General features: G+C 64.8%; 27 protein-coding genes. 9 read left to right on the top strand and 18 right to left on the bottom strand.

What is annotated here, in order from left to right:
* The 5 genes from U4012_RS25875 to U4012_RS25855 all read left to right on the top strand — a co-directional run.
* A partial coding sequence (locus U4012_RS25875; RefSeq protein WP_321802134.1) for a hypothetical protein occupies positions 1-281 on the top strand: 281 nt, incomplete at its 5' end.
* A gap of 158 nt (positions 282-439) precedes the next feature.
* The gene (locus U4012_RS25870; protein ID WP_044844642.1) at positions 440-1,657 is read left to right on the top strand and encodes a DUF2863 family protein; all 1,218 of its coding nucleotides are present in this window, start codon (positions 440-442) and stop codon (positions 1,655-1,657) included.
* Positions 1,658-1,866: 209 nt separating this feature from the next.
* Positions 1,867-2,703: a response regulator transcription factor gene (locus tag U4012_RS25865; protein WP_044844643.1), complete on the top strand. Its 837-nt coding sequence runs from the start codon at positions 1,867-1,869 to the stop codon at positions 2,701-2,703.
* Between the two features lie 75 nt (positions 2,704-2,778).
* Positions 2,779-3,453: an energy-coupling factor ABC transporter permease gene (locus U4012_RS25860; protein WP_044844644.1), complete on the top strand. Its 675-nt coding sequence runs from the start codon at positions 2,779-2,781 to the stop codon at positions 3,451-3,453.
* 136 nt (positions 3,454-3,589) lie between these two features.
* Entirely contained in the window at positions 3,590-4,243 is a 654-nt protein-coding gene (locus U4012_RS25855; protein ID WP_321802133.1) for a BspC domain-containing protein, read from the top strand.
* An 83-nt stretch (positions 4,244-4,326) separates the two neighbouring features.
* On the opposite strand, the gene U4012_RS25850 is transcribed toward U4012_RS25855, so the two are convergent.
* Both U4012_RS25850 and yaaA read right to left on the bottom strand, forming a co-directional pair.
* Positions 4,327-5,481 carry a M14-type cytosolic carboxypeptidase gene (locus tag U4012_RS25850; RefSeq protein ID WP_321802132.1) on the bottom strand — a complete coding sequence of 385 codons (1,155 nt, stop codon included), beginning with the start codon at positions 5,479-5,481 and terminating at the stop codon, positions 4,327-4,329.
* Between the two features lie 88 nt (positions 5,482-5,569).
* Positions 5,570-6,352 (bottom strand): peroxide stress protein YaaA, encoded by a 783-nt coding sequence (gene yaaA / locus U4012_RS25845; protein WP_321802131.1) that lies wholly within the window; start codon positions 6,350-6,352, stop codon positions 5,570-5,572.
* Positions 6,353-6,409: 57 nt separating this feature from the next.
* Between yaaA and U4012_RS25840 the strand changes: the two genes are divergently transcribed.
* Entirely contained in the window at positions 6,410-6,907 is a 498-nt protein-coding gene (locus U4012_RS25840; RefSeq protein ID WP_044844648.1) for a putative toxin-antitoxin system toxin component, PIN family, read from the top strand.
* Positions 6,908-6,940: 33 nt separating this feature from the next.
* On the top strand, positions 6,941-8,113 hold the full coding sequence (locus U4012_RS25835) for a pyridoxal phosphate-dependent aminotransferase (protein ID WP_321802130.1): 1,173 nt from the start codon (positions 6,941-6,943) through the stop codon (positions 8,111-8,113).
* A 49-nt stretch (positions 8,114-8,162) separates the two neighbouring features.
* On the opposite strand, the gene U4012_RS25830 is transcribed toward U4012_RS25835, so the two are convergent.
* On the bottom strand, positions 8,163-8,819 hold the full coding sequence (locus U4012_RS25830; RefSeq protein WP_257772852.1) for a glutathione S-transferase: 657 nt from the start codon (positions 8,817-8,819) through the stop codon (positions 8,163-8,165).
* Between the two features lie 211 nt (positions 8,820-9,030).
* Between U4012_RS25830 and U4012_RS25825 the strand changes: the two genes are divergently transcribed.
* Both U4012_RS25825 and U4012_RS25820 read left to right on the top strand, forming a co-directional pair.
* A complete protein-coding gene (locus U4012_RS25825) occupies positions 9,031-9,822 on the top strand; it encodes an oxepin-CoA hydrolase, alternative type (RefSeq protein WP_124522500.1) in 792 nt (263 codons plus the stop codon).
* A 174-nt stretch (positions 9,823-9,996) separates the two neighbouring features.
* Positions 9,997-10,689 (top strand): glutathione binding-like protein, encoded by a 693-nt coding sequence (locus U4012_RS25820; protein ID WP_321802129.1) that lies wholly within the window; start codon positions 9,997-9,999, stop codon positions 10,687-10,689.
* A 51-nt stretch (positions 10,690-10,740) separates the two neighbouring features.
* Here U4012_RS25820 and U4012_RS25815 read toward each other — a convergent pair whose 3' ends face one another.
* From U4012_RS25815 to nuoG, 15 genes are all read right to left on the bottom strand, one after another.
* A complete protein-coding gene (locus tag U4012_RS25815; protein ID WP_124487235.1) occupies positions 10,741-11,217 on the bottom strand; it encodes a MaoC family dehydratase in 477 nt (158 codons plus the stop codon).
* Entirely contained in the window at positions 11,214-11,675 is a 462-nt protein-coding gene (locus U4012_RS25810) for a MaoC family dehydratase (RefSeq protein ID WP_044844653.1), read from the bottom strand. The genes U4012_RS25815 and U4012_RS25810 overlap by 4 nt, the downstream gene beginning before the upstream one ends.
* A 34-nt stretch (positions 11,676-11,709) precedes the next feature.
* Positions 11,710-12,843, bottom strand: a complete 1,134-nt coding sequence (locus tag U4012_RS25805) for an acyl-CoA dehydrogenase (RefSeq protein WP_321802128.1) — start codon at positions 12,841-12,843, stop codon at positions 11,710-11,712.
* A 19-nt stretch (positions 12,844-12,862) separates the two neighbouring features.
* Positions 12,863-14,059, bottom strand: a complete 1,197-nt coding sequence (locus U4012_RS25800) for an acyl-CoA dehydrogenase family protein (protein ID WP_044844732.1) — start codon at positions 14,057-14,059, stop codon at positions 12,863-12,865.
* 54 nt (positions 14,060-14,113) lie between these two features.
* Entirely contained in the window at positions 14,114-14,536 is a 423-nt protein-coding gene (locus U4012_RS25795) for a DUF1178 family protein (protein WP_006756910.1), read from the bottom strand.
* Between the two features lie 136 nt (positions 14,537-14,672).
* Complete coding sequence (locus U4012_RS25790; protein WP_044844655.1) at positions 14,673-15,263, bottom strand: NUDIX domain-containing protein; 591 nt, start codon at positions 15,261-15,263, stop codon at positions 14,673-14,675.
* Between the two features lie 36 nt (positions 15,264-15,299).
* Complete coding sequence (locus tag U4012_RS25785) at positions 15,300-15,596, bottom strand: DUF2818 family protein (protein ID WP_044844656.1); 297 nt, start codon at positions 15,594-15,596, stop codon at positions 15,300-15,302.
* A complete protein-coding gene (gene nuoN / locus U4012_RS25780) occupies positions 15,596-17,050 on the bottom strand; it encodes an NADH-quinone oxidoreductase subunit NuoN (protein WP_193759852.1) in 1,455 nt (484 codons plus the stop codon). Before nuoN ends, U4012_RS25785 begins: the two co-directional genes overlap by 1 nt.
* Before the next feature lie 36 nt (positions 17,051-17,086).
* Positions 17,087-18,577 carry an NADH-quinone oxidoreductase subunit M gene (locus U4012_RS25775; RefSeq protein ID WP_044844658.1) on the bottom strand — a complete coding sequence of 497 codons (1,491 nt, stop codon included), beginning with the start codon at positions 18,575-18,577 and terminating at the stop codon, positions 17,087-17,089.
* 18 nt (positions 18,578-18,595) lie between these two features.
* Positions 18,596-20,653: an NADH-quinone oxidoreductase subunit L gene (nuoL, locus tag U4012_RS25770; RefSeq protein ID WP_124487230.1), complete on the bottom strand. Its 2,058-nt coding sequence runs from the start codon at positions 20,651-20,653 to the stop codon at positions 18,596-18,598.
* A gap of 17 nt (positions 20,654-20,670) precedes the next feature.
* Positions 20,671-20,976 carry an NADH-quinone oxidoreductase subunit NuoK gene (nuoK, locus tag U4012_RS25765; protein ID WP_004185739.1) on the bottom strand — a complete coding sequence of 102 codons (306 nt, stop codon included), beginning with the start codon at positions 20,974-20,976 and terminating at the stop codon, positions 20,671-20,673.
* An 18-nt stretch (positions 20,977-20,994) separates the two neighbouring features.
* On the bottom strand, positions 20,995-21,645 hold the full coding sequence (locus U4012_RS25760) for an NADH-quinone oxidoreductase subunit J (RefSeq protein ID WP_044844660.1): 651 nt from the start codon (positions 21,643-21,645) through the stop codon (positions 20,995-20,997).
* 114 nt (positions 21,646-21,759) lie between these two features.
* Positions 21,760-22,248: an NADH-quinone oxidoreductase subunit NuoI gene (gene nuoI / locus U4012_RS25755; protein WP_011885529.1), complete on the bottom strand. Its 489-nt coding sequence runs from the start codon at positions 22,246-22,248 to the stop codon at positions 21,760-21,762.
* A 15-nt stretch (positions 22,249-22,263) separates the two neighbouring features.
* Complete coding sequence (gene nuoH / locus U4012_RS25750; RefSeq protein WP_044844661.1) at positions 22,264-23,331, bottom strand: NADH-quinone oxidoreductase subunit NuoH; 1,068 nt, start codon at positions 23,329-23,331, stop codon at positions 22,264-22,266.
* The gene (nuoG, locus tag U4012_RS25745; protein WP_321802127.1) at positions 23,332-25,662 is read right to left on the bottom strand and encodes an NADH-quinone oxidoreductase subunit NuoG; all 2,331 of its coding nucleotides are present in this window, start codon (positions 25,660-25,662) and stop codon (positions 23,332-23,334) included. It lies immediately after the preceding gene.
* Between the last annotated feature and the right edge of the window lie 11 nt (positions 25,663-25,673).

Genomic DNA, 25,673 nt, shown 5'->3' with positions numbered 1-25,673 from the left:
AGATCAGCTCGCTACCATCAAGCGCCCACACTTATCGGCTGTTAATTTTTAAAGAGCATGTCTGCGAGGACCCGGAGGTTTTCTCAGCAGCGCTGCGTTTTCAGCAGCAGAGAAGTGAGATTATGAACCGTCTTTTTCAGTTCGTCAACAACTTTTTAACTGCTTCGTTGCGACGACTGGGGTTCAACTTCCAGCACCGCCGAGACCGCTACGACCCGCCCGACAGCACCGCTTCCCTTCTTCTCCCGCGCCGCGTTTCCGTTAGCGCGAAAGAGGCGTGATTCTAAGCACCTGCCGGCAATCGCGCAAGGGGTTCGATGGATTTTTCTTTCATCCCCGCCGATTCGGCCTTCCGGCCATGCCGGAGCACGAGACCGCTTATGGCGCAAAGAACGGACTAGAATGTGAGGTTCTTCGCCTCTTTCTATACGTATTTAATATGCGCCAGCGAATCGCCAAACGCCTCCCCCCCGACGCCGACAAACTGGTCGGCCTGTCGCTTGCGCTCTTCGCCTCGGGCAGTCGCATCGAGGATCGCTTCTGGGAAGCGAAGCTCGATGCGCTGCTTGCCAAGATTGTTCGCAACGGCAACCAGACCACGCTCGACGCAGCACTCGACCATCTGCAGCAGAACCACCCCGACGCCTATGGCGCGCTCGCCGACATGGCCGAGACGCATAGCGAATCGATGGTGATCGAACACGACGGCCAGCCGTACGATGCGCTGCTGGTCGCCGTTCCCGTTCTCGCCTGGACGCGCTACATGATTCCGTCGGGCCCGCTGAAAGGCGACGTCGCCGACGCACTGCGCACGCACCTGCAGGCGCACGTGCTCGCCACCGGCACGCTCGTCGGGCTGGCCCCGTTCCTGTACAGCATCGACCAGTTGCCGCGCCACCACGTCGAGACCTATCGGCTCGCCCAGCAGCTCGCGCACGCGGCGCTCGGCCAGCACGCCGCCAAGCTCAGCTTCGGCGACCTGCCCGAAACCTCACCGATCCTGGCCGACCCGCGCTTCCTGCTCGCCGTCGTCGCCGCGCCGGCCGGCGCACCGCTGTTTCGCTGGCAGGAGGAAGAACACGGCAACCGGATCGAACGCGGCCAGTGTCTCGAGCAATGGACTGCCCAGGGCGGCCCGAACCTGTCGGCTGCCCTGCCCGGCTGCGAGTTCGAATGCCTGCTTCCGGACGCGTACTACTCGGCCTGCCGCGACGCGGACGAGCGCATCCGTCCGCACACGGTCCGAACGGCCATCCGTTATCTTTTCGACACACTTGGTGCGGCACCGCAAGAGCTGCGCGCGGTGGTCGCGGGCTTCGGCGAGCGCCGGATCGACGAGTATCGCGTCGGCTTCACGCGACGTGCCAGCAACGACGTGATCTATGGCGTCGTGTGGCCGCTGTACGGTCGCGAGAACGGTGACGTGTCGATCGACAGTGCGACGCTCGAAGGCGAAGCACCGATCGAAGGGCCGCTCGAGGAGATCGTGAGTCTGTTGAAGGAATGCGGTGTAACCGACGTCCGCCGGCACGCAGGCCGCTTCGAGCCCGAGTACTGCGACGACTGCGGCGTGCCGCTCTATGCGGATCCGCTCGGCGAGATCGTCCACGCGGAAATGCCGGAAGACGCATCGCCCGCCCAGCCGCACTTTCACTGATCGTGCACGGCAGGCCCGCTGAGCCTGCCCAATGAAGCCGTTCCCGGTTCCTGCCGGAGCGGCTTTTTTTTCGTCCGCATTTCCCTCACGAGAAATTTCAGACTTTTCCTAATCCTTTCAGCCAAGCAGACATCGTGTAAGGTTTTTGTCATTATCGGAACCACCCCATGCCGACGGCAGCTCAATGACTCACCTTACGGAGGTTGAATATGCGGTTCCTGGTGCTTAACTCAGACGCCGAACGGCGTGACGGACTGAAAGCCCTGCTGCGGCAGATCGACCGTCACGCCCGCATCAACGATGCACCCGATGGTTTCCAGGCGCGCCGGCTGCTGCGTACCCAACGTTTCGACCTCGTTGCCATCGACTGGCTGGACGTCGGGCGGCACAGCGAACTCCAGGCGCTCTGCAGCGCCTGCTCGCCGACGCCCGCCGCGGTGCTGATCGACGAATCCACGCCGGAGGCCATCCAGCGCTTCTACAACTACGGTGTCGCGGGCGTGATCCCGCACTCCACACGGCCGCACCTGATCGTGCGGGCGCTCGAAATGGTTCTGCTGGGCGGCCATTACATCCCGCCGATCGCGCTAAGCCTGCTGCCTTCCGCCGCCGCGGCGCGTCACGATGCCCATTTCCAGACGCTCGCCGGATCGCTGCCGCGCCGCCCGCCAAGCAGCCTCCTGTCGCCTAGACAGGCGCAGATCATGCGCTTCGTCCATATGGGCAGCACCAACAAGATGATCGCCCGCACGCTCGGCATCAGCGAAGGCACCGTGAAGATCCACCTCGCCAGCATCTTCCAGCAGCTGGGCGCGGCAAACCGCGCTGCCGCAGTCGCGATCTACAACGGCTGGCTGTCGCCCCATCTCGAGGTGCTGCTGGCGAACCGCGATCGTGCAAGCAAGCCCGTCATCGGCGAACGCGGCCCGGTCCCCCTGCGCAAGCAACGGAACGACCGTCCATACCCGCTGCCTGCCGCGGACACCAGCACTCGCGACCTGCCGCTCGCGGCCGAACCGCGGGCGCGGTTTCGGCGCGACCGCTGATCGGACAGTCTCGATATTGCGACGGTCGACATGTGCGGATTCCCACCTTTGATGCTCAACGAGTAATATGGACCCATGGGTTTTCTTTTCACACCGCTTCCGCTCTGGGTTGGCATCGGTGGCTGGATCGCCGCCGTGGCGCTGCTCGTGCTCGCGCTCTGGAATCGTCCCTTCGTCCGGCTGCAGGACGCAACGCTCCAGCACGTGTGGCTCGCGCTCGTCACTGCGATCACGGTGCTGTGGGCCTCGAATGCGTGGCTCGAAGATGGCATCGTCATGCACCTGCTCGGCGCGACGCTGCTCGTCACGCTGTTCGACTGGACGCTTGCGCTGATCGCGATGGGTGCCGTCACGGCCGTCGCCGCGATCGTCTTCGATGCGCCGTGGCAAGGCATCGGTCTCACCTATCTGATCTACGGCGCGCTACCGGTCGCCGTGTCCGCGTTGCTGCAACGCGCCGCGATCGCGTGGCTCCCGCACAACCTCGCATCGTTCATCATCGGCCAGGGGTTCCTGTCACCGGCCATCGCGATCGTCTCGGTCGCCGCGGCCGCGGCCGGTGTCCAGCTCGCGCTCGCGGACGGCGTGCCCGTCGTGATTCCCGCCGGCTATCTGCTGAACACCGCGCTGCTCGCGCTCGGCGAAGCGTGGTTCACCGGCATGGCCACCGCGCTCATCGCTGTCTATCGTCCGGCGTGGGTCACGACCTTCGACGTTCGGCGCTATCGCCTCGGCGGCCCGCGCGCCTGAACGCGGCGGCCCCGATGCGAGCGGTGCGCGCGGCGATCCGTTTGCGCAGCGCGGGAGAGTGCAACGCCTACTGCCGCACAACTTTTTTACGCTAAGATTGAACTCCTGATCTTCATCGGGCATCTATACGTGCCCGATGCCTCATTTGCTCCTCACCAATAACCAGATGGACAGCTCACCTGCCTCGCTCCGGATTTTCCGGGCGCTCGGCAAGCTGGCGGCCTGTGTCGCGGGCCTGTCGCTTGCGCTTCCGGCACCGGTATTCGCCGACCTCCTCGACCAGCGCTCCGAACTGATCAACAAATTAGTCAACGAGATGCACGCCGATCCGATCGTCGCCGATTGTGCGGCGCACGGCAGCTTCATCGCCAGCACGTCGTCGGCCTTCGATCGCGTCGACTTCGCGCCGAACGCGTTCGAAAGCGGCAAGGCGACGATCACGCCGTGGAACGATTCGTTCGATCAGGGCAAGCAGCGCGTGAAGGTCGACAACATCGTTACCGTGGATGGCCTCGGCGTCCACAGCGACGGCAGCGACCCGACACCGCTGAAATTCCGCTGCGGCTACGTCGGTCAGCAAATGCTTGCGTTCAGCTGGAACGATCCCGTGCCGCCGCTGAAGCCGCGCGTCGAGCGTCCGTCGTCGTCGACGAAGAAGTTCAACGGCAAGTCACACCGCGGCAAGGTGAAGGCCAAGGCATCCGGCCGCACCGGCAAGAAAGCCGTCGCAACGAAAAAATCCAGCGGCCAGAAGAGTGCCGTGAAGAAGAAAACCGCGAAGAAGTCCTGATACGACGGAGCGGCAACGACAGAAGCCAAAAAGCCGGCACATCATGCGATGCGCCGGCTTTTTTCATATCGACGACGATGCGCTTACGCGAACGTCTCGACGTGCACCAGGATTGCCGCCAGCATCGCAGCGCCAAGCGCCGCGCTCCGCTCGCCATTCCAGCCGACCCGCTCGTCGGGCAGGTTCGCGTTGTCCTTGAACGGCATCTCGAGCGTCAGCGACAGGCAGCCGAACTGATGGCCGATGTACTTCGACGCGAGCTTGAGCGCGTCTTCCTTGTACTTGCTCGCCGCATAGCCGTGCTCGGTCTGGAAATCCGGGCTCGCGACCTTGAACGCCTCGATGAACGCGGTCTGCTCCCTGCCCTGCTGCTCGGTAAAGCTCGGCAGCATCTCCGAACCCGCAACGAACACGTACGGCAGATCTTCGTCGCCGTGAATGTCGAAGAACATGTCGCAGCCGATCGCATGGATCGCATCGCGCACGGCCAGCACTTCGGGGCTGCGCTCGGCATCGGGCTCCATCCACTCGCGATTCAGGTTCGCGCCCGCCGCGTTGGTGCGCAAGTTGCCGTGCACGCTGCCGTCCGGATTCATGTTCGGGACGATGTAGAACGTCGCGCGGTCGTACAGCTTGCGCGCCACCGGATCGCCCGCCCAGTCGCCCCATCCGGCCAGCCGCTTGACGAGCCCTTCGACGAACCACTCGGCCATCGTCTCGCCCGGGTGCTGGCGCGCGATGATCCACACCTTCTTCTTCGGTGCCCCGTCGACTTCCGGCGTACCGAGCGTCAGCAGCGACATCGGACGGCCTTCGACCGTGCGGCCGAGTTCGACGACGCTCGCCTGCGGCAATTGCTGAACCGCGCCGAGGAACGCCGCATGGCGCTCTTCCGAGTACGGCTCGAAATACGCGTAGTAGATGCTGTCGAACTCGGGCGTATGGTCGATGGTCATCGTCTTGCCGTCGAATGTCGTCGGCACGCGGAACCAGTCGACCCGGTCGTAGCTCGCGACTGCACTGTAGTTGCGCCATCCCGACGGATACGCGCATTCGGCTGCATTCTCGAACGACATCACGCACCGCTCGCCGCGCGCGCCCGTCAGGCGAAAGTAGAACCATTGCGCGAATTCCGAGCGGTTGTCGCCACGTATGCGCAGCCGGATCGCGTCCGGGCTGTCGCACGACACGACGTCGACGGCGCCTGCGTCGAAATTGCTGGTGATCGAAAGGGTCATCTGTCTCTCCAATTGCGACCGGAGCGGGCGGTCTGCCACGTGTCCGGCCTCATGCATGCACCGGCCGTCTCGTGAACGGCCGGCTCGGTCACTCGCCGATTCGCCGGCGATATACGTAAGTCGAATCGTTCGACGCAGCGGCATCGAACGCGTAGTCTTCCATCGCGAAATCCTTCAGCGCGGCCGGCTCGGCGATGCGGTTCTCGACGATATAGCGCGCCATCAGGCCACGGGCGCGTTTCGCATGGAAGCTGATGATCTTGTAGCGGCCGCCCTTCCAGTCCTCGAACACCGGCGTGACGATCGGCGCGGCCAGCAGTTTCGGCTTGACCGACTTGAAGTACTCGGTCGACGCGCAGTTGACCAGCACACGTGCCGCGCCGCTGCGCGTCTCGAGCTGCTCGTTCAGTGCCCGCGTGATGCGGTCACCCCAGAACGCATACAGATCCTTGCCGCGCGCGTTCGCGAAACGCGTGCCCATCTCGAGCCGGTACGGCTGCAGCAGGTCGAGCGGGCGCAGCAGCCCGTACAGGCCCGACAGCACGCGCACGTGCTGCTGCGCATAGTCGAGATCGGCGGCCGACAGCGATCTGGCATCGAACCCTTCGTACACGTCGCCGTTGAACGCGAGCACCGCCTGCTTCGCATTGGCCGTCGTGAAGGTCGGCGACCAGTCCGCGTAGCGCTGGAAGTTCAGCCGCGCGAGCGGATCGGAGATGTCCATCAGCGTCGAGATGTCCTGCGGCGACAGCTTGCGCAGGCCGTCGATCAGTTCCGACGCATCGTCGACGAATGCAGGCTTCGTGTAAGACGGGACGTGGGCGGGCGTATCGTAGTCGAGGGATTTGGCTGGGGAGAGAACGATTATCATAGAGGCTCGCTGGCACGCCGTGCCTTGCGGTCAGACGAAAACCACCGATTGTAACGAATGACCCGCTCCCTCGCCCCGCATGCCGCACATCGCGTCGTGCTCGACTCGAACGTCTGGATCGACATACTCGTATTCGACGACCCCGCCACCCGCCCGATCCGGGCTGCGCTCGAACGCGGCACGCTGGCCGCCGTGATCGACGGCCGCTGCCTGAACGAACTCGAGCTCGTGCTCGACTATCCGCAGTTCCAGGCGCGCGCGATCGACAAGGCCGAAGCGCTCGCGACCGTCGCCCGCCTGACGCGCCTCGTCGAGCCGCCGCCCGTCGACGCCGACGCGCCGCCGCTGCCGAAGTGCAAGGACCGCGACGATCAGAAGTTTCTCGAGCTCGCGCGCGCCGCGCAGGCCGACTGGCTCGTGTCGAAGGACCGTGCGCTGCTCAAGCTCGCGAAGCGCACCGCACGCGACTTCGGCTTCCGGATCGCGCAGCCCGCGCCATTTACCGAAGCCTGCGCGCTCGATGCCGCGTCGGCCACCCCCACCACGCCGGCCTGACGAGCCCGGCGCCACCCGCTTGCGACCGTATCGATGAACGCTCCTACCGACATGCCTACGACTCCCGTTTTCCCCTCGCGCCTGCCGAACGTCGGCACGACGATCTTCACGGTGATGAGCGCGCTCGCCGCCGAGAAAGGCGCCGTGAACCTCGGCCAGGGCTTCCCGGATTTCGACTGCGACCCGCGCATCGTCGACGCGGTCGCGGCCGCGATGCGCAACGGTCACAACCAGTATCCGCCGATGGCCGGCGTCGCGCCGTTGCGCGATGCGATCGCCGACAAGATCGCGCAGGTCTACGGCCGGCGCTACGATCCGGCCACCGAGATCACGGTCACGGCCGGCGCGACGCAGGCCCTGCTGACGGCGATCCTGTGCGCGGTGCATCCCGGCGACGAAGTGATCGTCGTCGAACCGACCTACGACAGCTATCTGCCTTCGATCGAACTGGCCGGCGGCAAACCCGTGTTCGTCACGCTGGAAGCGCCCGACTATGCGATCCCGTTCGATCGCCTGGCCGCCGCGATCACGCCGAAGACGCGGATGATCATGATCAACACGCCGCACAACCCGACCGGCACCGTGTGGCGCGAGGCCGACATGCGCAGGCTCGAGGAGATCGTGCGCGGCACCAACGTGCTGATCCTGTCGGACGAAGTGTACGAACACATGGTCTACGACGGCGCGCGGCACGAGAGCGTCGCACGCTACCCGGACCTGGCCGCGCGCAGCTTCATCGTGTCGAGCTTCGGGAAGACCTACCACGTGACGGGCTGGAAGGTCGGCTACGTCGCGGCGCCTGCCGCGCTGACCGCGGAGTTCCGCAAGGTCCATCAGTTCAACGTGTTCACGGTGAACACGCCGATGCAGATCGGGCTCGCCGACTACCTGCGCGATCCGGCGCCGTACCTGACGCTGGCCGGCTTCTACCAGAACAAGCGCGACTTCTTCCGCGCCGGCCTCGAGCGCACGCGCTTCAAACTGCTGCCGTGCACCGGCACGTACTTCCAGTGCGTCGACTATTCGGCGATCAGCGATCTGCCCGAAGCGGAATTCTCGAAGTGGCTCACATCGGAAATCGGCGTGGCGGCGATTCCGGTGTCGGCGTTCTACCACGAGCCGCACGAGTCGGGCGTCGTGCGCTTCTGCTTTGCGAAGCAGGAAGGCACGCTCGCATCCGCACTCGAACGGCTCGCGCGCCTGTAAGACTTGCCTCGGCGACCGGGCGCGGCATGACACCGCGCCCGCACCGCGCTTACGAACGCGCGGCGCTCGCCGCCTCGACGTAGGCCTTGCGATCGGCCGCCACGCGCTGCGCGGCCGGCCGCTCGCCGACCAGCTTCACGTGCGCCTTCCAGTCGATGCCGGCGTCGAGCAGGAAATCGCGGCCGAAGACGGCCTTCGTCGCCATCCCGATCACCGGCAGATGGATCGCTGCGGCAATGTCCGCAAGACTGAACGTGTCACCGAGCACGTACGGCGAGAACTGCGTCATCCGCTTGAACGCATCGATCGCGCGCGGCAGGCGCTTCTCGACGTGCGCCTTCATCCCGTCGCTGACCTTGCCGCCGAAAAACGCTTCCGTATAGACCTCGCGCGCGGTCCATTCGAGATACAGCTCGAGCGTCTCGACGAGTTCGCGCACCTTCGCGGCCGCGAACGGCCCGGCCGGGAAAATGGCCTTGTCGGGATAACGCGCCGCCAAATACTCGATGATCACCTGCGACTCGAACAGCGCGCCCTCTTCCGTCTTCAGGAACGGAATCTTGCCGAGCGGCGAATCGGCAAGCAGTGCCGGATCGTTGATCGGCAGACCGCATGCCGATTCCTCGAACGGGATGCCATGCTCGAGCAGGACGAACTTCACCTTGTTGTAATAGTTGGACAACGGAATACCGCACAGCTGTAGCATCGGAGTCTCCTTCGTTGCTGAGGCGCGGCCGCAGTGATGCCGGCCGCATCGGGATGCGTCGCGCTGAAAAGCACGTTCGTGCTAGTCTAAAGCAGTTTCGCGTCCGTCAAGACAACGATACATCCGCTGCGGCATCACCCTCACGGGTAGGCGCGCAAGCCCGCGCAACATGCGACGCCGCAACCCCGCCATTCGATGGAGACACACTCGCATGAGTGCTGAACTGCTGGCCTCGCGTCCGCCCGAAAGCGAATCGACGCTCGTCCTCACGCTGTCCAATCCCGGCGCGCGCAACGCGCTGCATCCCGACATGTATGCGGCCGGCGTCGAAGCGCTCGCCACCGCCGAGCGCGATCCCGCGATTCGCGCGGTCGTGCTCACGGGGGCCGATCGTTTCTTTTGCGCGGGCGGCAACCTGAACCGGCTGCTCGACAACCGCTCGAAGGATCCGTCCTACCAGGCCGACAGCATCGATCAGCTCGGCGCGTGGATCACGGCGCTGCGCGCAACGACGAAGCCCGTGATCGCGGCCGTCGAAGGCGCCGCGGCCGGCGCGGGCTTCTCGCTCGCACTCGCGTGCGACCTGATCGTTGCCGCGCACGATGCGAAGTTCGTGATGTCGTACGCACGCGTCGGCCTCACGCCCGACGGCGGCGGCTCGTGGTTCCTCGCACGTGCGCTGCCGCGTGCGCTCGCCGCCGAAATCCTGTTCGAGGGCAAGCCTGTCGCGGCCGAACGCCTGCATGCGCTCGGCGTAGTCAACCGGCTCGCCGCGCCCGGTGCCGCGCTGTCCGACGCGCTCGCGTGGGCCGACTCGCTTGCCGGCATCTCGCCGAACGCGCTGACACGCATCAAGTCATTGCTCGACGATGCGACCGCGCAGCCGCTCGATGCGCACCTCGGCACCGAGCGCGATCACTTCGTCGCGTCACTGCATCACGCGGACGCGTTCGAAGGCATTACCGCATTTCTCGAGAAACGCCAGCCGCGCTACAAGCGCTGATCCGGCGCGCGGCCACCGCTCGAACGCCGGTTCCGCCGCCTCGGCGACACGCGCGCGCAGGCGCATGGCCGCACGTTGCCGTCGCCTGCAGCCCGCATCGATCCATGCTCTAATGACCGCCTGTCGCGGCGCCCTGTCGGCGCCGCTTTCGCGCATGCAATAAAGGAGTTGACGATGATCGACGTCTACAGCTGGGCGACCCCGAACGGCCACAAGGTACACATCATGCTCGAGGAAACAGGCCTCGCGTATCGTGCGCATCCGGTCGATATCGGTGCAGGCGACCAGTTCGAGCCCGAATTCCTGAAGATCAGCCCGAACAACAAGATCCCCGCGATCGTCGACGCGGACGGCCCTGGCGGCAAGCCGATCTCGCTGTTCGAATCGGGCGCGATCCTCGTTTACCTGGCGGAAAAGACCGGCAAGTTCCTGCCGACCGAGCCGGCCGCGCGCTACGCGACGCTCGAATGGCTGATGTTCCAGATGGGCGGCGTCGGCCCGATGCTCGGCCAGGCGCATCACTTCCGGCTGTATGCGCCGGAGAAGATCGAGTACGCGGTCAATCGCTACACGAACGAAGCGAAGCGCCTGTACAACGTGATGGAAAAGCGCCTCGGCGAATCCGCCTATCTCGCGGGCGACACGTACACGATCGCGGACATTGCGACGTTCCCGTGGACGCGTTCGTGGCAAAACCAGGGCATCGTGCTCGACGAACTGCCGAACGTGAAGCGCTGGCATGAAGCCATTGCCGCGCGTGCCGCCGTGCAGCGCGGCGTCGAAGTACTCGCGTCGCTGCGCAAGCCGCTGCAGGACGACAAGGCACGCGAGATGCTGTTCGGCGCGACGCAATACGCGAAGCACTGAAGCGCCGCGCGCCCTGTGACGCAGCGGCATCCGTCGCTGCCGCCGCGCGCATCAGAAGTAGTGCAGCGTAATGAATTCCGCCGAACAAACGAGCAACGGCGCATCCGGACGCTCGACCTGCATCGACACCGACCACGTCACCTGCACGCCGCCCCGCGCGGCCTGCGCGGCTTCCTTCACCGCGAACAGCGCGCGCACGCGTGCGCCGACCGGCACCGGCTTCAGGAACCGCACGCGGTTCAGTCCGTAGTTCACGCCCATCTTCTGCTCGAAGCGCATCGCATCGGTCATCAGCGCGGGAATCAGCGACAGCGTCAGGAAGCCGTGCGCGATCGGGCCGCCGAACGGCGACTCGCGCCGCGCACGCTCGGGATCGACGTGAATCCACTGGTGATCGCCGGTCGCGTCGGCGAACCCGTCGACCCGGCGCTGGTCGATCTCGACCCAGCCGCTCGCGAGCGGTTCCGCGCCGACTCGCTCGAGCAACGCTTGCGTCGACGCGATCAGCGGCAATGTCACGTCCGTCATGCACCCGCTCCTTGCGGATGGCGCAGCCCGAAGATCACCTTGGTATGCACGGTGATCACCGTGTCGCCGGCACCGTTGAGGCCGATCCACTCCGTCGACACGATGCCGCGATCGGGCTTGCTCGCCGACACGCGCTTGTCGTGGACCTTCTGGTACATCGTGATCGTGTCGCCGGCACGCACGGGCTTGAGCCAGCGGATCGAATCGATGCCGGGCGAGCCCATGCTGGTCGAATCCGGCCCGAGCTTCTTGATGAGCAGGCTCATGAACACCGAACACGTATGCCAGCCGCTCGCGACCAGCCCACCGAACGGCGAGGCCTTGCCGGCTTCCTCGTCGAGGTGGAACGGCTGCGGATCGTAGCGTTGCGCGAACGCCTTGATGTCGTCCGGTTCGAACGTATAGCGGCCGATTTCGGTCGTACTGCCGACTTCCAGATCTTCGTAACTGATACCCACTGTCTATCTCCTGTAGCGCGCTCGCGCGTCGCCGTCATGCCGCGTCGGTCTGCGCGAAATCCGGCAGGGCCGCGATGCGCGCAAGGTGATGATCGGTGTCGCCGAGGGTCGTCTCGATGATCGACAGCCGCTTGAACAGGTGTGCGGCGGCGACCTCGTTGGTCACACCCATGCCGCCGTGCAGTTGCACGGCCTGCTGGCCGACGAAGCGCGCGGCCGCGCCGACCCGCGCCTTCGCGGCCGACACCGCCTTGCGCCGCGCGTCGGCGTCGCCGCCCGCGTAACGCACGGCGGCCAGGTAAGTCAGCGAGCGCGCCTGCTCCGCGTGAATCAGCATGTCGACCATCCGGTGCTGCAGCGCCTGGAAGCGCGCGATCGGCACGCCGAACTGTTCGCGCGTCTTCGTGTATTCGACCGTCGCGCGGTTCAGTTCGTCGAGTGCGCCGACCGCTTCCGCGCAGAGCAGGAAGGTCGCGTAATCGGCAATCTGCTCGAGTGCGGCCGCATCGCGTGCGCCGCCCGTCAACTGCCGCGCGGGCGTTTCCTTGAACTCGATCGTCGCGGCGCGCTGGCCGTCGATCGTCCGGTAGTCGACGAGCTTCACGCCCGCGGCATCGCGATCGACGACGAACAGGCCGATGCCGCCGCCGTCGACGCGCGCGGGCACGATCCACACATGGGCCTGTGCGCCGTGCTGAACGATCGACTTGATGCCGGTCAGCCGGTACGTGCCGCCCTGCTCGCGCGCATGCGTTTCGAGTTCGTACAGGTCGTAGCGCGCCCGCGGTTCGTGGAATGCAACGGCAACGCGCTTCTGCCCTTGTGCGACCGCTTCCAGCAGCGCGGCATCGTCGCCCGTGCCGGACCCGGCGATGCGCAGCGCCTCGATACCGACCGCGGTCGCCCAGTACGGCTCGACCACGAGTGCGCGGCCGAGCTCCTGCATCGCGACCAGCATGTCGACCGGGCCGCCGCCGAATCCGCCCTGTGCGTCCGGCACGGGCAGCGCGGTCAGGCCCAGCTCCGCGAATGCGCTCCATTGTGCATCCGACACACCCGCCTCGCTGCGCACGATGGCCTGGCGCGCGTCGAAACCGTATTGCTCGCCGAGATAACGGCGCAGCGCGTCGGCGAACTGTTGCTGCTCATCGGTAAAGCTGAAATCCATGGTTGTCTCCGTTCCCTGATCACAGCCCCAGGATCATCTGCGCGATGATGTTCTTCTGAATCTCGTTCGAACCACCGTAGATCGACGTCTTCCGGTAATTGAAGTAGTACGCGGCGAGCGGCGCCGCATCGTCGTCGCCCGCGCTGCTGTGTTCGCGCTCGCCCTCGAGGAACGGGACATCGAACGGCGCGGCGAGCGGCCCGATCGCCTCGAACATCAGCTCGGTGAGCGCCTGCTGCACCTCGGTGCCCTTGATCTTCAGCATCGATGCCTCGGGGCCCGGCCCCTTGCCGCTCGTCTCGCGGCTCACGACGCGCAGCACCGTCACCTCGAGCGCCATCAGCTCGACCTCGAGCGCCGCGACCTTCGCGGCAAACACGGGATCGGCGAGCAACGGCTTGCCGTTCTTGCGCTGGTTCGACGCCACGCGCTTCAGGAATGCGAGCTCGCGCTTCGACGCGCCGACGCGTGCAATGCCGGTGCGCTCGTGGCCCAACAGGTATTTCGCGTAGGTCCAGCCGCGGTTTTCATCGCCGACGAGATTCTCGACGGGCACCTTCACGTCCTCGAAGAACACCTCGTTGACTTCGTGATCCTCGTCGAGCGTGATGATCGGACGCACGGTGATGCCGGGCGTCTTCATGTCGATCAGCAGAAACGAGATGCCCTCCTGCTTCTTCGCCGCCGGATCGGTGCGCACGAGACAGAACATCATGTCCGCATACTGGCCGAGTGTCGTCCAGGTCTTCTGGCCGTTGACGACGTAGTGATCGCCGTGGCGTTCGGCGCGCGTGCGCAGCGATGCGAGATCCGACCCGGAGCCCGGCTCCGAATAGCCCTGGCACCACCAGTCGGTGCCGTCGAGAATGCGCGGCAGATAATGGCGCTTCTGCGCTTCGCTGCCGTATTTCATCAGCACGGGCGCGACCATCGACACGCCGAACGGCAGCACGGTCGGCGCGCCGATGCGTGCGCACTCCTCATCCCAGATGTGCCGCTGCGTCGCGTTCCAGTCCGGGCCGCCGTATTCGGCCGGCCACGCGGGCGCAGACCAGCCGCGCTGGCCGAGAATCCGGTGCCAGCTCGCGAAATCCTCGCGGTCGAGTCGTTTGTGATCGAGTACCTTGGCGCGCAGTGCGTGAGGCAGATTGGCCTCGAGCCAGGCGCGGACGTCGACGCGGAACGCGTCGTCGGCGGGGGAATAATCCAGATCCATGCGCAGTGTCTCCTGGCCGCGGCCGTCCGGGCCGCCAAGGACACACTGCATACGTCATTGCAGCGGTTCTTTCAGCGCGGCAGGAATCGGCAGCGGCATCACGTCGATGCCTTCTTCGGCCAAGGATTGCGCATCCTCCGGCGTCGTGACGCCACGAATGCTGCGTGCCGGCGCCTCGTTGTAATGGATGCGCCGCGCTTCCTCGGCGAAGCGCTCGCCCACGTTCTCGGTCTTCTCCAGCACCTCGCGCAGCGCGCGCATCACCTGCGCCTGCAGCGCACGCGGATCGGCCGGCTGGGCCTGCGTCGCGCCCGACAGGTTCAGGCGAGGCGCCGACGGCATCCGGTTGATCTCGGTCGTCCCGCACACCGGACATTCGACCAGCTTGCGGGACAACTGCGCTTCGAACTCATCGGCGGAAGCGAACCAACCTTCGAACCGATGGCCGTGCGGGCACTGTAAATCGAGGACCTTCATGCTGAATCAGGGCGTGTGACGAGTGTAGCGCAAAACGCGCTTTTGTGAACGATCGTGCTAAACCAGGATCGCGCGGCCGGCCAGCAACCGCGTCACCCGATTGTAACGCGGCGCCCCACCCGCCGCTGACGCGTCGTCAGGGCTGCTCGACCGGACCCAGCGGCCAGGCGCCGGACAGCACCTTGTCGAGCCACATCGTGCCGATGATCGTCTTCACGTCGGTGATCTGGCCCGTGCGCACCCACTCCTGCAGGTCGGGCAGCGTCGCCGTGAAGGTTTCGAGGAATTCGCCTTCGTCGAGCTTGCGCTCGCCGGCCGTCAGGCCGCGCGCGAGATACAGGTCGATGAATTCGGTCGAATAGGAAATGATCGGGTGAATCCGGGCCAGGAACACGTATTCGCGTGCCGTGTAGCCGGTTTCCTCGCGCAGTTCGCGCACCGCGCAGGCGAGCGCGCCTTCGTTCGGATCCAGCTTGCCGGCCGGGAATTCGGCCATGACCTTGCCGATCGGATAGCGGTACTGGCTTTCCATCAGCACGCGGCCGTCGTCGAACAGCGGGATCACCATCACCGCGCCCGGGTGCTGGACGTATTCGCGCGTGGCCTGCTTGCCGTCCGGCAGACGGACGGTATCGCGCTTCAGCTTGAGGAACGAGCCTTCGAAAATCGCCTCGCTCTCGAGGCAGGTTTCGGTCAGTGCGGCGTCGTGATTGGGTAGTTCGGCCATCGGCGGCTCCAAGAATGAGCGCGACGGCCGAAGCCGTCAGCGTCGTTTGACGAGATACTGGAACGTGAAGCCGGGGAACGCGAACACGACAAAGAGACTGAACGTGATCGCGTAAAACTGCCAGCCCTGTTCGAAGCGGTTGCCGGCGCGCGACTCGAGCCAGAAGCCGAGCGCGCCGACGACGAAATACAGCACGATCAGCTCGCCGATCCGAACCCACGCGTTCTTCTTCGTCGCACCGATCGGCACGACGGCGAAGAGGCGTTGGTTCAGGAACGGCAGGTTGGCGCAGACGAGCGCCAACAGCACGATGAACCAGCCGGCTGCCGACATTACAGCGGCAGCGTGTGACGAATCGCCTGCAGGCAGGCCGTCAGCAGCGGACTCGGGATCAGGCCGAGCACGACGACTGCGAGGCCGTTCAGCACGAGGATCGTGCGCTTGCAGAAATCGCCGGTGACCGGAGCCGTATCCTGCGGTGCATCGAAGTACATCAGCTTGACGATGCGCAGGTAGTAGAACGCGCCGAACAGCGACGTGATCACGGCCAGCACGGCCAGCCACGTGAGACCCGCATTGACGGTCGCCTCGAGCACCGCGAGCTTCGCGTAGAAGCCGACGGTCGGCGGGATACCTGCCAGCGAGAACATCATGACCATCATCACGAACGCGAACACCGGGCTGCGCTTGTTGAGGCCCTTGAAGTCGTCGATCGTTTCCGCTTCGAAATCGCGGCGTGCGAGCAGCATCACCACGCCGAACGAGCCGAGCGTCGTGATCAGGTAGACGATCGCGTAGAACATCGCCGAGCTGTACGCGTTCGCCGGTGCGGCCGCGTCGCCCTTCACGATGCCGGCGAGCAGGCCGAGCAGCACGAAGCCCATGTTCGAGATCGCCGAATACGCGAGCATCCGCTTGATGTTGCGCTGGACGATACCGGTGATGTTACCGACGATCAGCGACAGCGCGGCGAGGATCACGAGCGCGGTCTGCCAGTTCTGTGCGAGCGGCAGCAGGCCCATCACCAGGAAACGCAGGCCCCACGCGAACGCGGCAACCTTCGGGCCGCCGCCGACGAACAGCGTCATCGCGGTCGGTGCGCCCTGGTAGACGTCCGGCACCCACATGTGGAACGGCACGGCGCCGAGCTTGAACGCGATACCGGCGACGATGAAGATCACGCCGAACATCAGCACGGCTGCGTCGGTGTTGCCGCCGACCGCCTTGTACACCTCGCCCAGCTCGAGCGAGCCGGTCGCGCCGTAGAGCATCGAGATGCCGTACAGCACGAAGCCCGACGCGAGCGCGCCCAGCACGTAGTACTTCATCGCGGCTTCGCTCGACTGCGCGGCATCGCGGCGCAGCGCGATGACGGCGTACAGCGACAGCGACATCAGTTCGAGGCCGAGGTACAGCGTCAGGAAGTTGTTGCCCGACACCATCACCAGCTGACCGAGCAGCGAGAACATGCCCAGCAGGAACACGTCGCCGCGGAACATGTCGCGGTCTTCGAGGTACTTGCGCGAATAGACGAGCGAGACCGCGAAGCCGATCGACACGACGGCCTTCATCATGCTCGCGAACGAGTCGACGACGACCATCCGCGAGAAGAAGTAGTACGGCTGCGGGTCGAGCGCCTGCACCGCGAACCACACGCCGGCGACGACCGACGAAACCACCGCGATCAGATAGGTCAGGCGGCGGCCAGCGGCACCGGTAAAGGTGTCGTTCAGCCATGCGACGACGATGGCGACCATCACCAGCGCGTCAGGCAACAGGACATTCATAGGAGCGTTCATGATCTTGAGTTCCTCCGCTCGCGATTACTGGGCCAGCGGCAGCTTCGACTGCGCGACTTGGGAGAGGAGGTTTTCCACGGAAACGTGCATCACGTCGGTGAAAGGCTTCGGATACAGGCCCATCAGCATCGTGAACGCGGCGAGCACTGCCAGCATCACGAATTCGCGACGGCCGATGTCCTTCAGCTTGGCAACGTGATCGTTCGCGACCGCGCCGAAGTACACGCGCTTGTACATCCACAGCGTGTAGGCCGCGCCGAGGATCAGCGTGAATGCCGCGCCGAATGCGATCCAGAAGTTGTACTGGACGGCTGCGAGAATCACCATGAACTCGCCGACGAAACCCGAGGTGCCCGGCAGGCCGCAGTTGGCCATCGAGAACAGCATCGCGAATGCCGCGAACTTCGGCATCACGTTCACGACGCCGCCGTAATCGGCGATCTGGCGCGAGTGCACGCGGTCGTACAGCACGCCGATGCACAGGAACATCGCGCCCGACACGAAGCCGTGCGAGATCATCTGGACGATCGCGCCTTCGACGCCGAGCTGGTTGAAGATGAAGAAGCCGAGCGTGACGAAGCCCATGTGCGCGATCGACGAATACGCGACCAGCTTCTTCATGTCGGCCTGCACCATCGCGACGAGACCGATGTAGATCACCGCGATCAGCGAGAGCGTGATCACGACCGGTGCCAGGAAGTGGCTTGCGTCAGGCGTGATCGGCAGCGAGAAGCGCAGGAAACCGTATGCGCCGAGCTTCAGCATGATCGCCGCCAGCACGACCGAACCGCCCGTCGGCGCTTCCACGTGCGCGTCCGGCAGCCAGGTGTGCACCGGCCACATCGGCACCTTCACCGCGAACGCGAGGAAGAAGGCGATGAACAGCAGGATCTGCGGCGTCATCGCGATCTTGGCGCCCTGCCACGTCGCGAGGTCGAACGAATGCGTCTGCGTGTACAGGTAGATCAGCGCGACCAGCATCAGCAGCGAGCCGGCCAGCGTGTACAGGAAGAACTTGAACGCCGCATACACGCGGTTCGGGCCGCCCCACACGCCGATGATGATGTACATCGGGATCAGGGTCGCCTCGAAGAACACGTAGAACAGCAGGCCGTCAGCGGCCGAGAACACGCCGATCATGATCCCGGACAGGATCAGGAAGGCCGCGAGGTACTGCGCGACGTTCTCGGTGATCACTTCCCACGCGGCGATCACGACGATCACCGTGATCAGCGCGGTCAGCACGACGAACCACATCGAGATGCCGTCGACGCCGAGGTGGTACGAGATCTTGAAGCGTTCGATCCAGGTCGACTGCTCGACGAACTGCAGCGCAGCCGTGCTCGAGTCGAAGCCCGTGATCAGCGGGACCGTGACCGCGAGACCGAGCAGCGAGCCGATCAGCGCGACCCAGCGGGCCGTCCCCGGATTTTTGTCGTTACCTACCGCGAGTACCAGGAGGCCGAAAACGATCGGCAACCAGATCGCGGTACTGAGAATCGGAAAAGCGTGCATTGTTCTTGTCCCCTCGCCTTATTTGCCGCCGAGCGTTACAAACAGGGTCAGGAGCCCCAGCATGCCGATGATCATGGCGAACGCGTAGTGATAGATGTAACCGGATTGGAGGAAGCGGATCACGCCGGCGAACCAGCCGATGAACTTGGCGCTGCCGTTGACGAGGCCGTCGATCACGACGACGTCGCCTTCCTTCCACAGGCCGCGGCCGATCGCCACCGAACCACGGGCGAACACCACTTCGTTGATCTTGTCCATGTAGTACTTGTTGTCGAGCAGCGTGTAGATCGGGCCGAACGCGCGGCGGATCACGGCAGGCAGCTCAGGACGCTTCAGGTACAGGAACCACGCGACCACGACGCCGGCAATCGCGAGCCACAACGGCAGCGTCGTCAGCGAGTGCAGGCCCATCGCGGCCCAGCCGTGGAATTCCTTGCCCAGCTCTTCGAGGCCCGGGTGGTTTTCGCCGATGAAGATCACCTTGTCGAAGGCCACGCCATGTTCGAAGAAGCTGCCGTACAGCATCGGGCCGATCGCGATCGCACCGATGATGACCGACGGAATCGCGAGCAGCACGAGCGGCAGCCACACGACCCACGGGGTCTCGTGCGGTTCGTGCGCGTGGTCGTCGTGACCATGGCCGTGGCCGTGATCGTCGTGGCCGTGCGCGGCCGCCATGCCCATCGGCGATTCAGGATGCTTCGGGTTGCGGAAGCGCTCTTCGCCGTGGAACACGAGGAAGTACATGCGGAACGAGTACAGCGCCGTCACGAACACGCTTGCGACCACGGCGAAGTACGCGAAGCCCGAACCCGCGAGATGCGATTCCTTCACGGCCTCGATGATCGAATCCTTCGAGTAGAAGCCCGAGAAGAACGGCGTGCCGATCAGTGCGAGCGAGCCGATCAGCGACGTGATCCACGTGATCGGCATGTACTTGCGCAGGCCGCCCATGTTGCGGATGTCCTGGTCGTGGTGCATGCCGATGATCACCGAGCCCGCGCCGAGGAACAGCAGCGCCTTGAAGAACGCGTGCGTCATCAGGTGGAACAGCGCGACCGGGTACGCGGACACGCCGAGCGCGACCGTCATGTAGCCGAGCTGCGACAGCGTCGAATAGGCGACCACCCGCTTGATGTCGTTCTGGATGATGCCGAGGAAGCCCATGAACAGCGCCGTGATCGCGCCGATCACCGTGATGAACGACAGCGCGGTATCCGACAGTTCGAACAGCGGCGACATGCGCGACACCATGAAGATGCCGGCGGTCACCATCGTCGCCGCGTGAATCAGCGCGGAGATCGGGGTCGGGCCTTCCATCGAGTCGGGCAGCCACACGTGCAGCGGGAACTGTGCCGATTTACCCATCGCGCCGATGAACAGGCAGATACAGGCGACGGTCAGCAGGCCCCAGTCGGTGCCCGGGAAATGCAGGCTGGCGAGCTCGGCACGCTTCGCGAACACTTCGCCGTAGTTCATCGAACCCGCGAACGCGAGCAGCAGGCCAATGCCGAGCAGGAAGCCGAAGTCGCCCACGCGGTTCACGAGGAACGCCTTCATGTTCGCGTAGATCGCGCTCTCACGCGTGAAGTAGAAGCCGATCAGCAGGTACGACACCAGACCCACCGCTTCCCAGCCGAAGAACAGCTGCAGGAAGTTGTTGCTCATCACGAGCATCAGCATCGAGAACGTGAACAGCGAGATGTACGAGAAGAAGCGCTGGTAGCCGTCCTCTTCCTGCATGTAGCCGATCGTGTAGACGTGCACCATCAGCGACACGAAGGTCACGACGACCATCATCATCGCCGTCATCGAATCGACGAGGAAGCCGACTTCGAGCTTCAGCGAGCCGACCCGCATCCATTCGTAGACGGTCGCGTTGAAGCTCGCGCCGCCCATCACGACGTCGGCGAAGACTTTCGCCGACAGGAGGAACGCGATCATTACGCCGAGGATCGTGATCCGGTGTGCGCCCTTGCGCCCGACTGCGTTCCCGAACAGCCCCGCAATCAGCGAGCCGGCCAGCGGAGCGAGCGGAATCGCCAGCAGCAGGTTTTCATTGAGTGTCGTTGACATAACAGCGTTGCCTGAAATTAACCTTTGAGCTGATCGAGATCCTCGACATTGATCGTGTCGAGCTTACGGAACAGGGTCACCAGAATCGCGAGACCGATCGCGGCTTCCGCTGCGGCGACGGTCAGCACGAAGAACACGAAGATCTGGCCGTGCACGTCGCCAAGGTAGTGCGAGAACGCGACGAAGTTGGTGTTCACCGCCAGCAGCATCAGTTCGATCGCCATCAGGATGATGATGATGTTGCGGCGGTTCAGGAAGATCCCGACGATCGCGATCGCAAAGAGGATCGCGCCGAGCACGAGGTAATGAGCAAGAGTCAGCATGGTTTTCCTTTCCTCCGCTTAGCCGTTGGTGCTCGTACCGGCTTCGCTCTGCGCCGTTTCCGGCTGCGGCTTGTCCGCTTCCATCTTCACGAGGCGCACGCGGTCGTCGCGGCGCACCTTGACCTGATCCGACACGCGCTGGCGCTTGCTGTCCTTGCCCTTGCGCTCGGTCAGCCCGATCGCGGCGATGATCGCGACCAGCAGCACCAGGCCGGCGATTTCAAACGCGAAGATGTAGTCGGTGTAGATCACCTTGCCGATCAGACGCGTGTTCGACCAGTCGGCCATCGCGCCCGTCGCCATCGCGTGCACGGTGTGCGTGTCGCCGTAGCCGCGCCACAGGATCAGCGCGGTCTCGACCACGATGATCGCGCCGACGACGGTCGCCATCGGCACGAAGCGCTTGAAGTCGCGGCGCAGGTAATCGATGTTGATGTCCAGCATCATCACGACGAACAGGAACAGCACCATCACGGCGCCCACGTACACCAGCACCAGCAGGATCGCGAGGAACTCCGCTTCCAGCAGCATCCAGATCGCGGCGGCGTTGAAGAACGCCAGCACAAGGAAAAGCGCAGACGCCACCGGGTTGCGCGAAGTGATCACCTTCAGCCCTGATACCACCAGGAGCAGCGCGAAGATGTAGAACAGTACGGTCGTGAATTCCATGATTACCGGTTCATCGTTAGGCCATAGTCAGGCGCGGCTTGCGGGACGCTCTCGCGTGCCGCACCCGTCGCGGCGGCTCGGCCCGTTCATGCCGGGCCGGCACTGCAAACACAATCAACGATACGGCGCGTCGGCAGCCTTCGCCGCAGCGATGTCCTTCTCGTAGCGATCGCCCACCGCGAGCAGCATTTCCTTCGTGAAATACAGGTCGCCGCGCTTTTCGCCGTGATATTCGAGAATCTGCGTCTCGACGATCGAATCGACCGGGCAGCTTTCTTCGCAGAAACCGCAGAAGATGCACTTCGTCAGGTCGATGTCGTAGCGCGTCGTGCGGCGCGTGTTGTCCGCGCGCGTTTCCGATTCGATCGTGATCGCCATCGCGGGGCACACGGCCTCGCAGAGCTTGCACGCGATGCAGCGCTCTTCGCCGTTTTCGTAGCGGCGCAGCGCATGCAGCCCGCGGAAACGCGGCGAAATCGGGGTCTTCTCTTCCGGGAACTGCACGGTGAACTTGCGCCGGAACGTGTAACGACCGGTCAGCGCGAGCCCCTTCAGCAGCTCCGTCAGGAAGAAGGTCTTAAAGAAGTGTTGGATTGCCGTCATGATTTCGTCCGATCTTTACTTCACCCAGATGTTGAGCGGCGACATCATCCAGAAGCCGACCACGACCACCCAGATCACCGTGACGGGCAGGAACACCTTCCAGCCCAGACGCATGATCTGGTCGTAACGGTAGCGCGGGAACGTCGCGCGCACCCAGATGAACACCGACAGCAGCGCGAATACCTTCAGCACCAGCCAGAAGATGCCCGGAATGAACGACAGGAATTCGAACGGTGCGTCCCAGCCGCCGAGGAACAGCGTCGAGGCCAGCGCCGAGATCACGATCATGTTGATGTACTCGGCGAGGAAGAACAGCGCGAACGCCATGCCCGAGTAATCGATCATGTGACCCGCGACGATCTCCGACTCCCCTTCCACCACGTCGAACGGGTGACGGTTCGTTTCGGCGATGCCGGACACGAAGTAGACGACGAACGCCGGCAGCAGCGGCAGCCAGTTCCACGACAGGAAGTTCACGCCGTGGCCGGCGAAGAAGCCGTGCTGCTGCGAGCCGACGATTTCCGACAGGTTCAGGCTGCCGGCCGTCATCAGCACGAGCACCAGCGCGAAGCCCATCGAGATTTCGTACGAGACCATCTGCGCCGCGGCGCGCATCGCGCCGAGGAACGCGTACTTCGAGTTCGATGCCCAGCCGGCGAGAATCACCGCGTACACGCCGATCGACGAGATCGCCATCGCGTACAGCAGGCCCGCGTTCACGTTCGCGAGCACGGCTTCGGCCTGGAACGGGATCACCGCCCACACGGCGAACGCCGGCACGACGGTCATGACCGGTGCGATCAGGTACAGCCAGCGGCTGGCGGCGCTCGGCTGAATCACTTCCTTCAGCAGCAGCTTCAACACGTCGGCGATCGGCTGCAACAGGCCGGCGGGGCCGACGCGGTTCGGGCCGAGACGCACGTGCATCCAGCCGATCAGCTTGCGTTCCCACAGAATCAGGTACGCGACGCACAGCAGGATGACGACGGAGACGACGAGGATGCGCACGATTGCCCACACCGTCGGCCACGCGACGCCGAGAACCTGGGCGCCGCCCGCGTTGATCGTATCGAACAAGCTCATTTACGCCTTCTCCACCACCAGTTCACCGGACAGGCTGCCGAGCGCTGCGCCGGCAGGCGTTGCCGCCGACACGCGAACGACCGTCTCCGCAAGATTCGCGTCGCGCACGGCCGGCAACTGCACCGCACGCTCGCCCTGGCGCACGCGCACCGCGTCGCCTTCCTTCAAGCCCAGCTTGTCGAACAGCGCGGCCGGCAGGGCCGCGGCGTTCGCTACCTTCGCGGCGGCCGTCAGGTGCAGCGCACCTGCACGGCGCACGAGTGCGTCGGCATGATAGATCGGCACGTCGGCGAGGCGCTCGAAGCCGCCGTTCGCGGCAGTTGCCGCGACGCGGGCCGGTGCGGCCGACGCCTGGTTCGACAGACGGTTCGCGACGCCTGCGTCGCCGAGCGCCGCGAGACGCACTTCTTCCGCCGTTTCGTATTCGAAGTTCGGCAGGCCGAGCAGGCTGCCGAGCACGCGCAGCACCTTCCACGCCGGACGCGTGTCGCCGAGCGGGCGCACGACGCCGTTGAAGCTCTGCACCGAGCCTTCCGCGTTCACGTACGTACCGGCCGTTTCCGTGAACGGCGCGATCGGCAGCAGCACGTCGGCGTAATCCAGGCCGTGCTTGAACGGCGACATCACGACGACCATCTCGGCCTGGTTCAGCGCGGCAAGCGCCTGCGCCGGATCGGCCGTGTCGAATTCCGGTTCGACGTTCAGCAGCACGTAACCCTTGCGCGGCTGCGCGAACGCTTCGCGTGCGTTCAGGCCGCCTTCGCCCGGCAGTGCGCCGACGACGTGCGCGCCGACCGTGTTCGCCGCTTCCGTCAGGAAACCGAACGTGGCGCCGGTGTTGTCGGCGATCCACTGTGCGACGGCGTGCAGCTTCGCGAATTGCGGATGACGGACGGCTGCGTTGCCGAGCAGCACCGCGCGGCGCTCGCCGTTCGCGAGCGACTGGGCGACCGCTTGCGCAGCCGGCGATGCGGCGACGCCCGCGAGCGCGTCCGGCAGCGCGACGCCGCGCAGTTGCGCGACGGCTGCGGCCACGCCGGCCAGTTCGTCGAGCCATGCCGACGGCGCGGCGACGATGCGCTTCGCGGTCGGGATCAGCGAGTCGTCGGCGGTCGCGTGCAGGAAGTGCAGCTTCGCGCCGTTCTTCGCGGCCTGGCGCAGGCGTGCGGCGAACAGCGGGTGGTCACGGCGCAGGAACGAACCGACGACGAACGCGGCATCCACGTTCGACAGGTCGGCGATCGGCATGCCGAGCCACGGTGCGCCGTGGACCGGCGCCGAGAAATCCTGCTGACGCAGACGGAAGTCGACGTTCGGCGTCTTCAGTTCGTTAGCGAGCTGCTTCACGAGGAACAGCTCTTCAGCGGTGCTGTGCGCGCTCGCGAGCATCGCCAGCGCATTCGCGCCGTGATCCGCGGCGATGCCCTTCAGGCCCTTCGCGACGTATTCGAGCGCGGTCTGCCAGTCGGTTTCGATCCACTGGCCGCCCTGCTTCAGCATCGGCTTCGTCAGGCGCTCTTCGCTGTTCAGGCCTTCGTACGAGAAACGATCCTTGTCCGAGATCCAGCATTCGTTGATCGCTTCGTTCTCGAACGGCAGCACGCGCATCACGCGGTTGTTCTTCACCTGCACGACGAGGTTCGCGCCGACGGAATCGTGCGGGCTCACCGACTTGCGGCGCGACAGTTCCCACGTACGGGCGCTGTAGCGGAACGGCTTGCTGGTCAGCGCGCCGACCGGGCACAGGTCGATCATGTTGCCCGACAGTTCGGAGTCGACCGTCTTGCCGACGAACGTCGTGATTTCCGAGTGCTCGCCGCGGCCCAGCATGCCGAGCTCCATCACGCCGGCGATTTCCTGGCCGAAGCGGACGCAGCGCGTGCAGTGGATGCAGCGCGACATTTCTTCCATCGAGATCAGCGGGCCCACGTTCTTGTGGAACACCACGCGCTTCTCTTCCGAGTAGCGCGACGACGACTTGCCGTAGCCGACCGCCAGATCCTGCAGCTGGCATTCGCCGCCCTGATCGCAGATCGGGCAATCGAGCGGATGGTTGATGAGGAGGAATTCCATCACCGACTGCTGCGCCTTCACGGCCTTGTCGGACTGCGTGTGCACGATCATGCCGGCCGACACGGGCGTCGCGCAGGCAGGCACGGCCTTCGGCATCTTCTCGACTTCGACGAGACACATCCGGCAGTTGGCCGCGACCGACAGTTTCTTGTGATAGCAGAAGTGAGGAATGTACGTATCCGCCTTGTGCGCAGCCTGGATCACCATGCTGCCTTCGGGCACCTCGACCTTCTTGCCGTCTATTTCAAGTTCAACCATGATGGTGAATG

Origin of the sequence: Burkholderia sp. BCC1988 (assembly GCF_905339895.1) — a bacterium.
In the GTDB taxonomy this organism is placed as follows: domain Bacteria; phylum Pseudomonadota; class Gammaproteobacteria; order Burkholderiales; family Burkholderiaceae; genus Burkholderia.
This window is presented reverse-complemented; position numbering and strand designations above follow the sequence as displayed.

Coding starts and splice junctions, on each gene's coding strand:
- U4012_RS25870 (WP_044844642.1), top strand. CDS start 440: ATGCGCCAGCGAATCGCCAAACGCCTCCCCCCCGACGCCGACAAACTG.
- U4012_RS25865 (WP_044844643.1), top strand. CDS start 1,867: ATGCGGTTCCTGGTGCTTAACTCAGACGCCGAACGGCGTGACGGACTG.
- U4012_RS25860 (WP_044844644.1), top strand. CDS start 2,779: ATGGGTTTTCTTTTCACACCGCTTCCGCTCTGGGTTGGCATCGGTGGC.
- U4012_RS25855 (WP_321802133.1), top strand. CDS start 3,590: ATGCCTCATTTGCTCCTCACCAATAACCAGATGGACAGCTCACCTGCC.
- U4012_RS25850 (WP_321802132.1), bottom strand. CDS start 5,481: ATGACCCTTTCGATCACCAGCAATTTCGACGCAGGCGCCGTCGACGTC.
- yaaA (WP_321802131.1), bottom strand. CDS start 6,352: ATGATAATCGTTCTCTCCCCAGCCAAATCCCTCGACTACGATACGCCC.
- U4012_RS25840 (WP_044844648.1), top strand. CDS start 6,410: ATGACCCGCTCCCTCGCCCCGCATGCCGCACATCGCGTCGTGCTCGAC.
- U4012_RS25835 (WP_321802130.1), top strand. CDS start 6,941: ATGAACGCTCCTACCGACATGCCTACGACTCCCGTTTTCCCCTCGCGC.
- U4012_RS25830 (WP_257772852.1), bottom strand. CDS start 8,819: ATGCTACAGCTGTGCGGTATTCCGTTGTCCAACTATTACAACAAGGTG.
- U4012_RS25825 (WP_124522500.1), top strand. CDS start 9,031: ATGAGTGCTGAACTGCTGGCCTCGCGTCCGCCCGAAAGCGAATCGACG.
- U4012_RS25820 (WP_321802129.1), top strand. CDS start 9,997: ATGATCGACGTCTACAGCTGGGCGACCCCGAACGGCCACAAGGTACAC.
- U4012_RS25815 (WP_124487235.1), bottom strand. CDS start 11,217: ATGACGGACGTGACATTGCCGCTGATCGCGTCGACGCAAGCGTTGCTC.
- U4012_RS25805 (WP_321802128.1), bottom strand. CDS start 12,843: ATGGATTTCAGCTTTACCGATGAGCAGCAACAGTTCGCCGACGCGCTG.
- U4012_RS25800 (WP_044844732.1), bottom strand. CDS start 14,059: ATGGATCTGGATTATTCCCCCGCCGACGACGCGTTCCGCGTCGACGTC.
- U4012_RS25795 (WP_006756910.1), bottom strand. CDS start 14,536: ATGAAGGTCCTCGATTTACAGTGCCCGCACGGCCATCGGTTCGAAGGT.
- U4012_RS25790 (WP_044844655.1), bottom strand. CDS start 15,263: ATGGCCGAACTACCCAATCACGACGCCGCACTGACCGAAACCTGCCTC.
- U4012_RS25785 (WP_044844656.1), bottom strand. CDS start 15,596: ATGTCGGCAGCCGGCTGGTTCATCGTGCTGTTGGCGCTCGTCTGCGCC.
- nuoN (WP_193759852.1), bottom strand. CDS start 17,050: ATGAATGTCCTGTTGCCTGACGCGCTGGTGATGGTCGCCATCGTCGTC.
- U4012_RS25775 (WP_044844658.1), bottom strand. CDS start 18,577: ATGCACGCTTTTCCGATTCTCAGTACCGCGATCTGGTTGCCGATCGTT.
- nuoL (WP_124487230.1), bottom strand. CDS start 20,653: ATGTCAACGACACTCAATGAAAACCTGCTGCTGGCGATTCCGCTCGCT.
- nuoK (WP_004185739.1), bottom strand. CDS start 20,976: ATGCTGACTCTTGCTCATTACCTCGTGCTCGGCGCGATCCTCTTTGCG.
- U4012_RS25760 (WP_044844660.1), bottom strand. CDS start 21,645: ATGGAATTCACGACCGTACTGTTCTACATCTTCGCGCTGCTCCTGGTG.
- nuoI (WP_011885529.1), bottom strand. CDS start 22,248: ATGACGGCAATCCAACACTTCTTTAAGACCTTCTTCCTGACGGAGCTG.
- nuoH (WP_044844661.1), bottom strand. CDS start 23,331: ATGAGCTTGTTCGATACGATCAACGCGGGCGGCGCCCAGGTTCTCGGC.
- nuoG (WP_321802127.1), bottom strand. CDS start 25,662: ATGGTTGAACTTGAAATAGACGGCAAGAAGGTCGAGGTGCCCGAAGGC.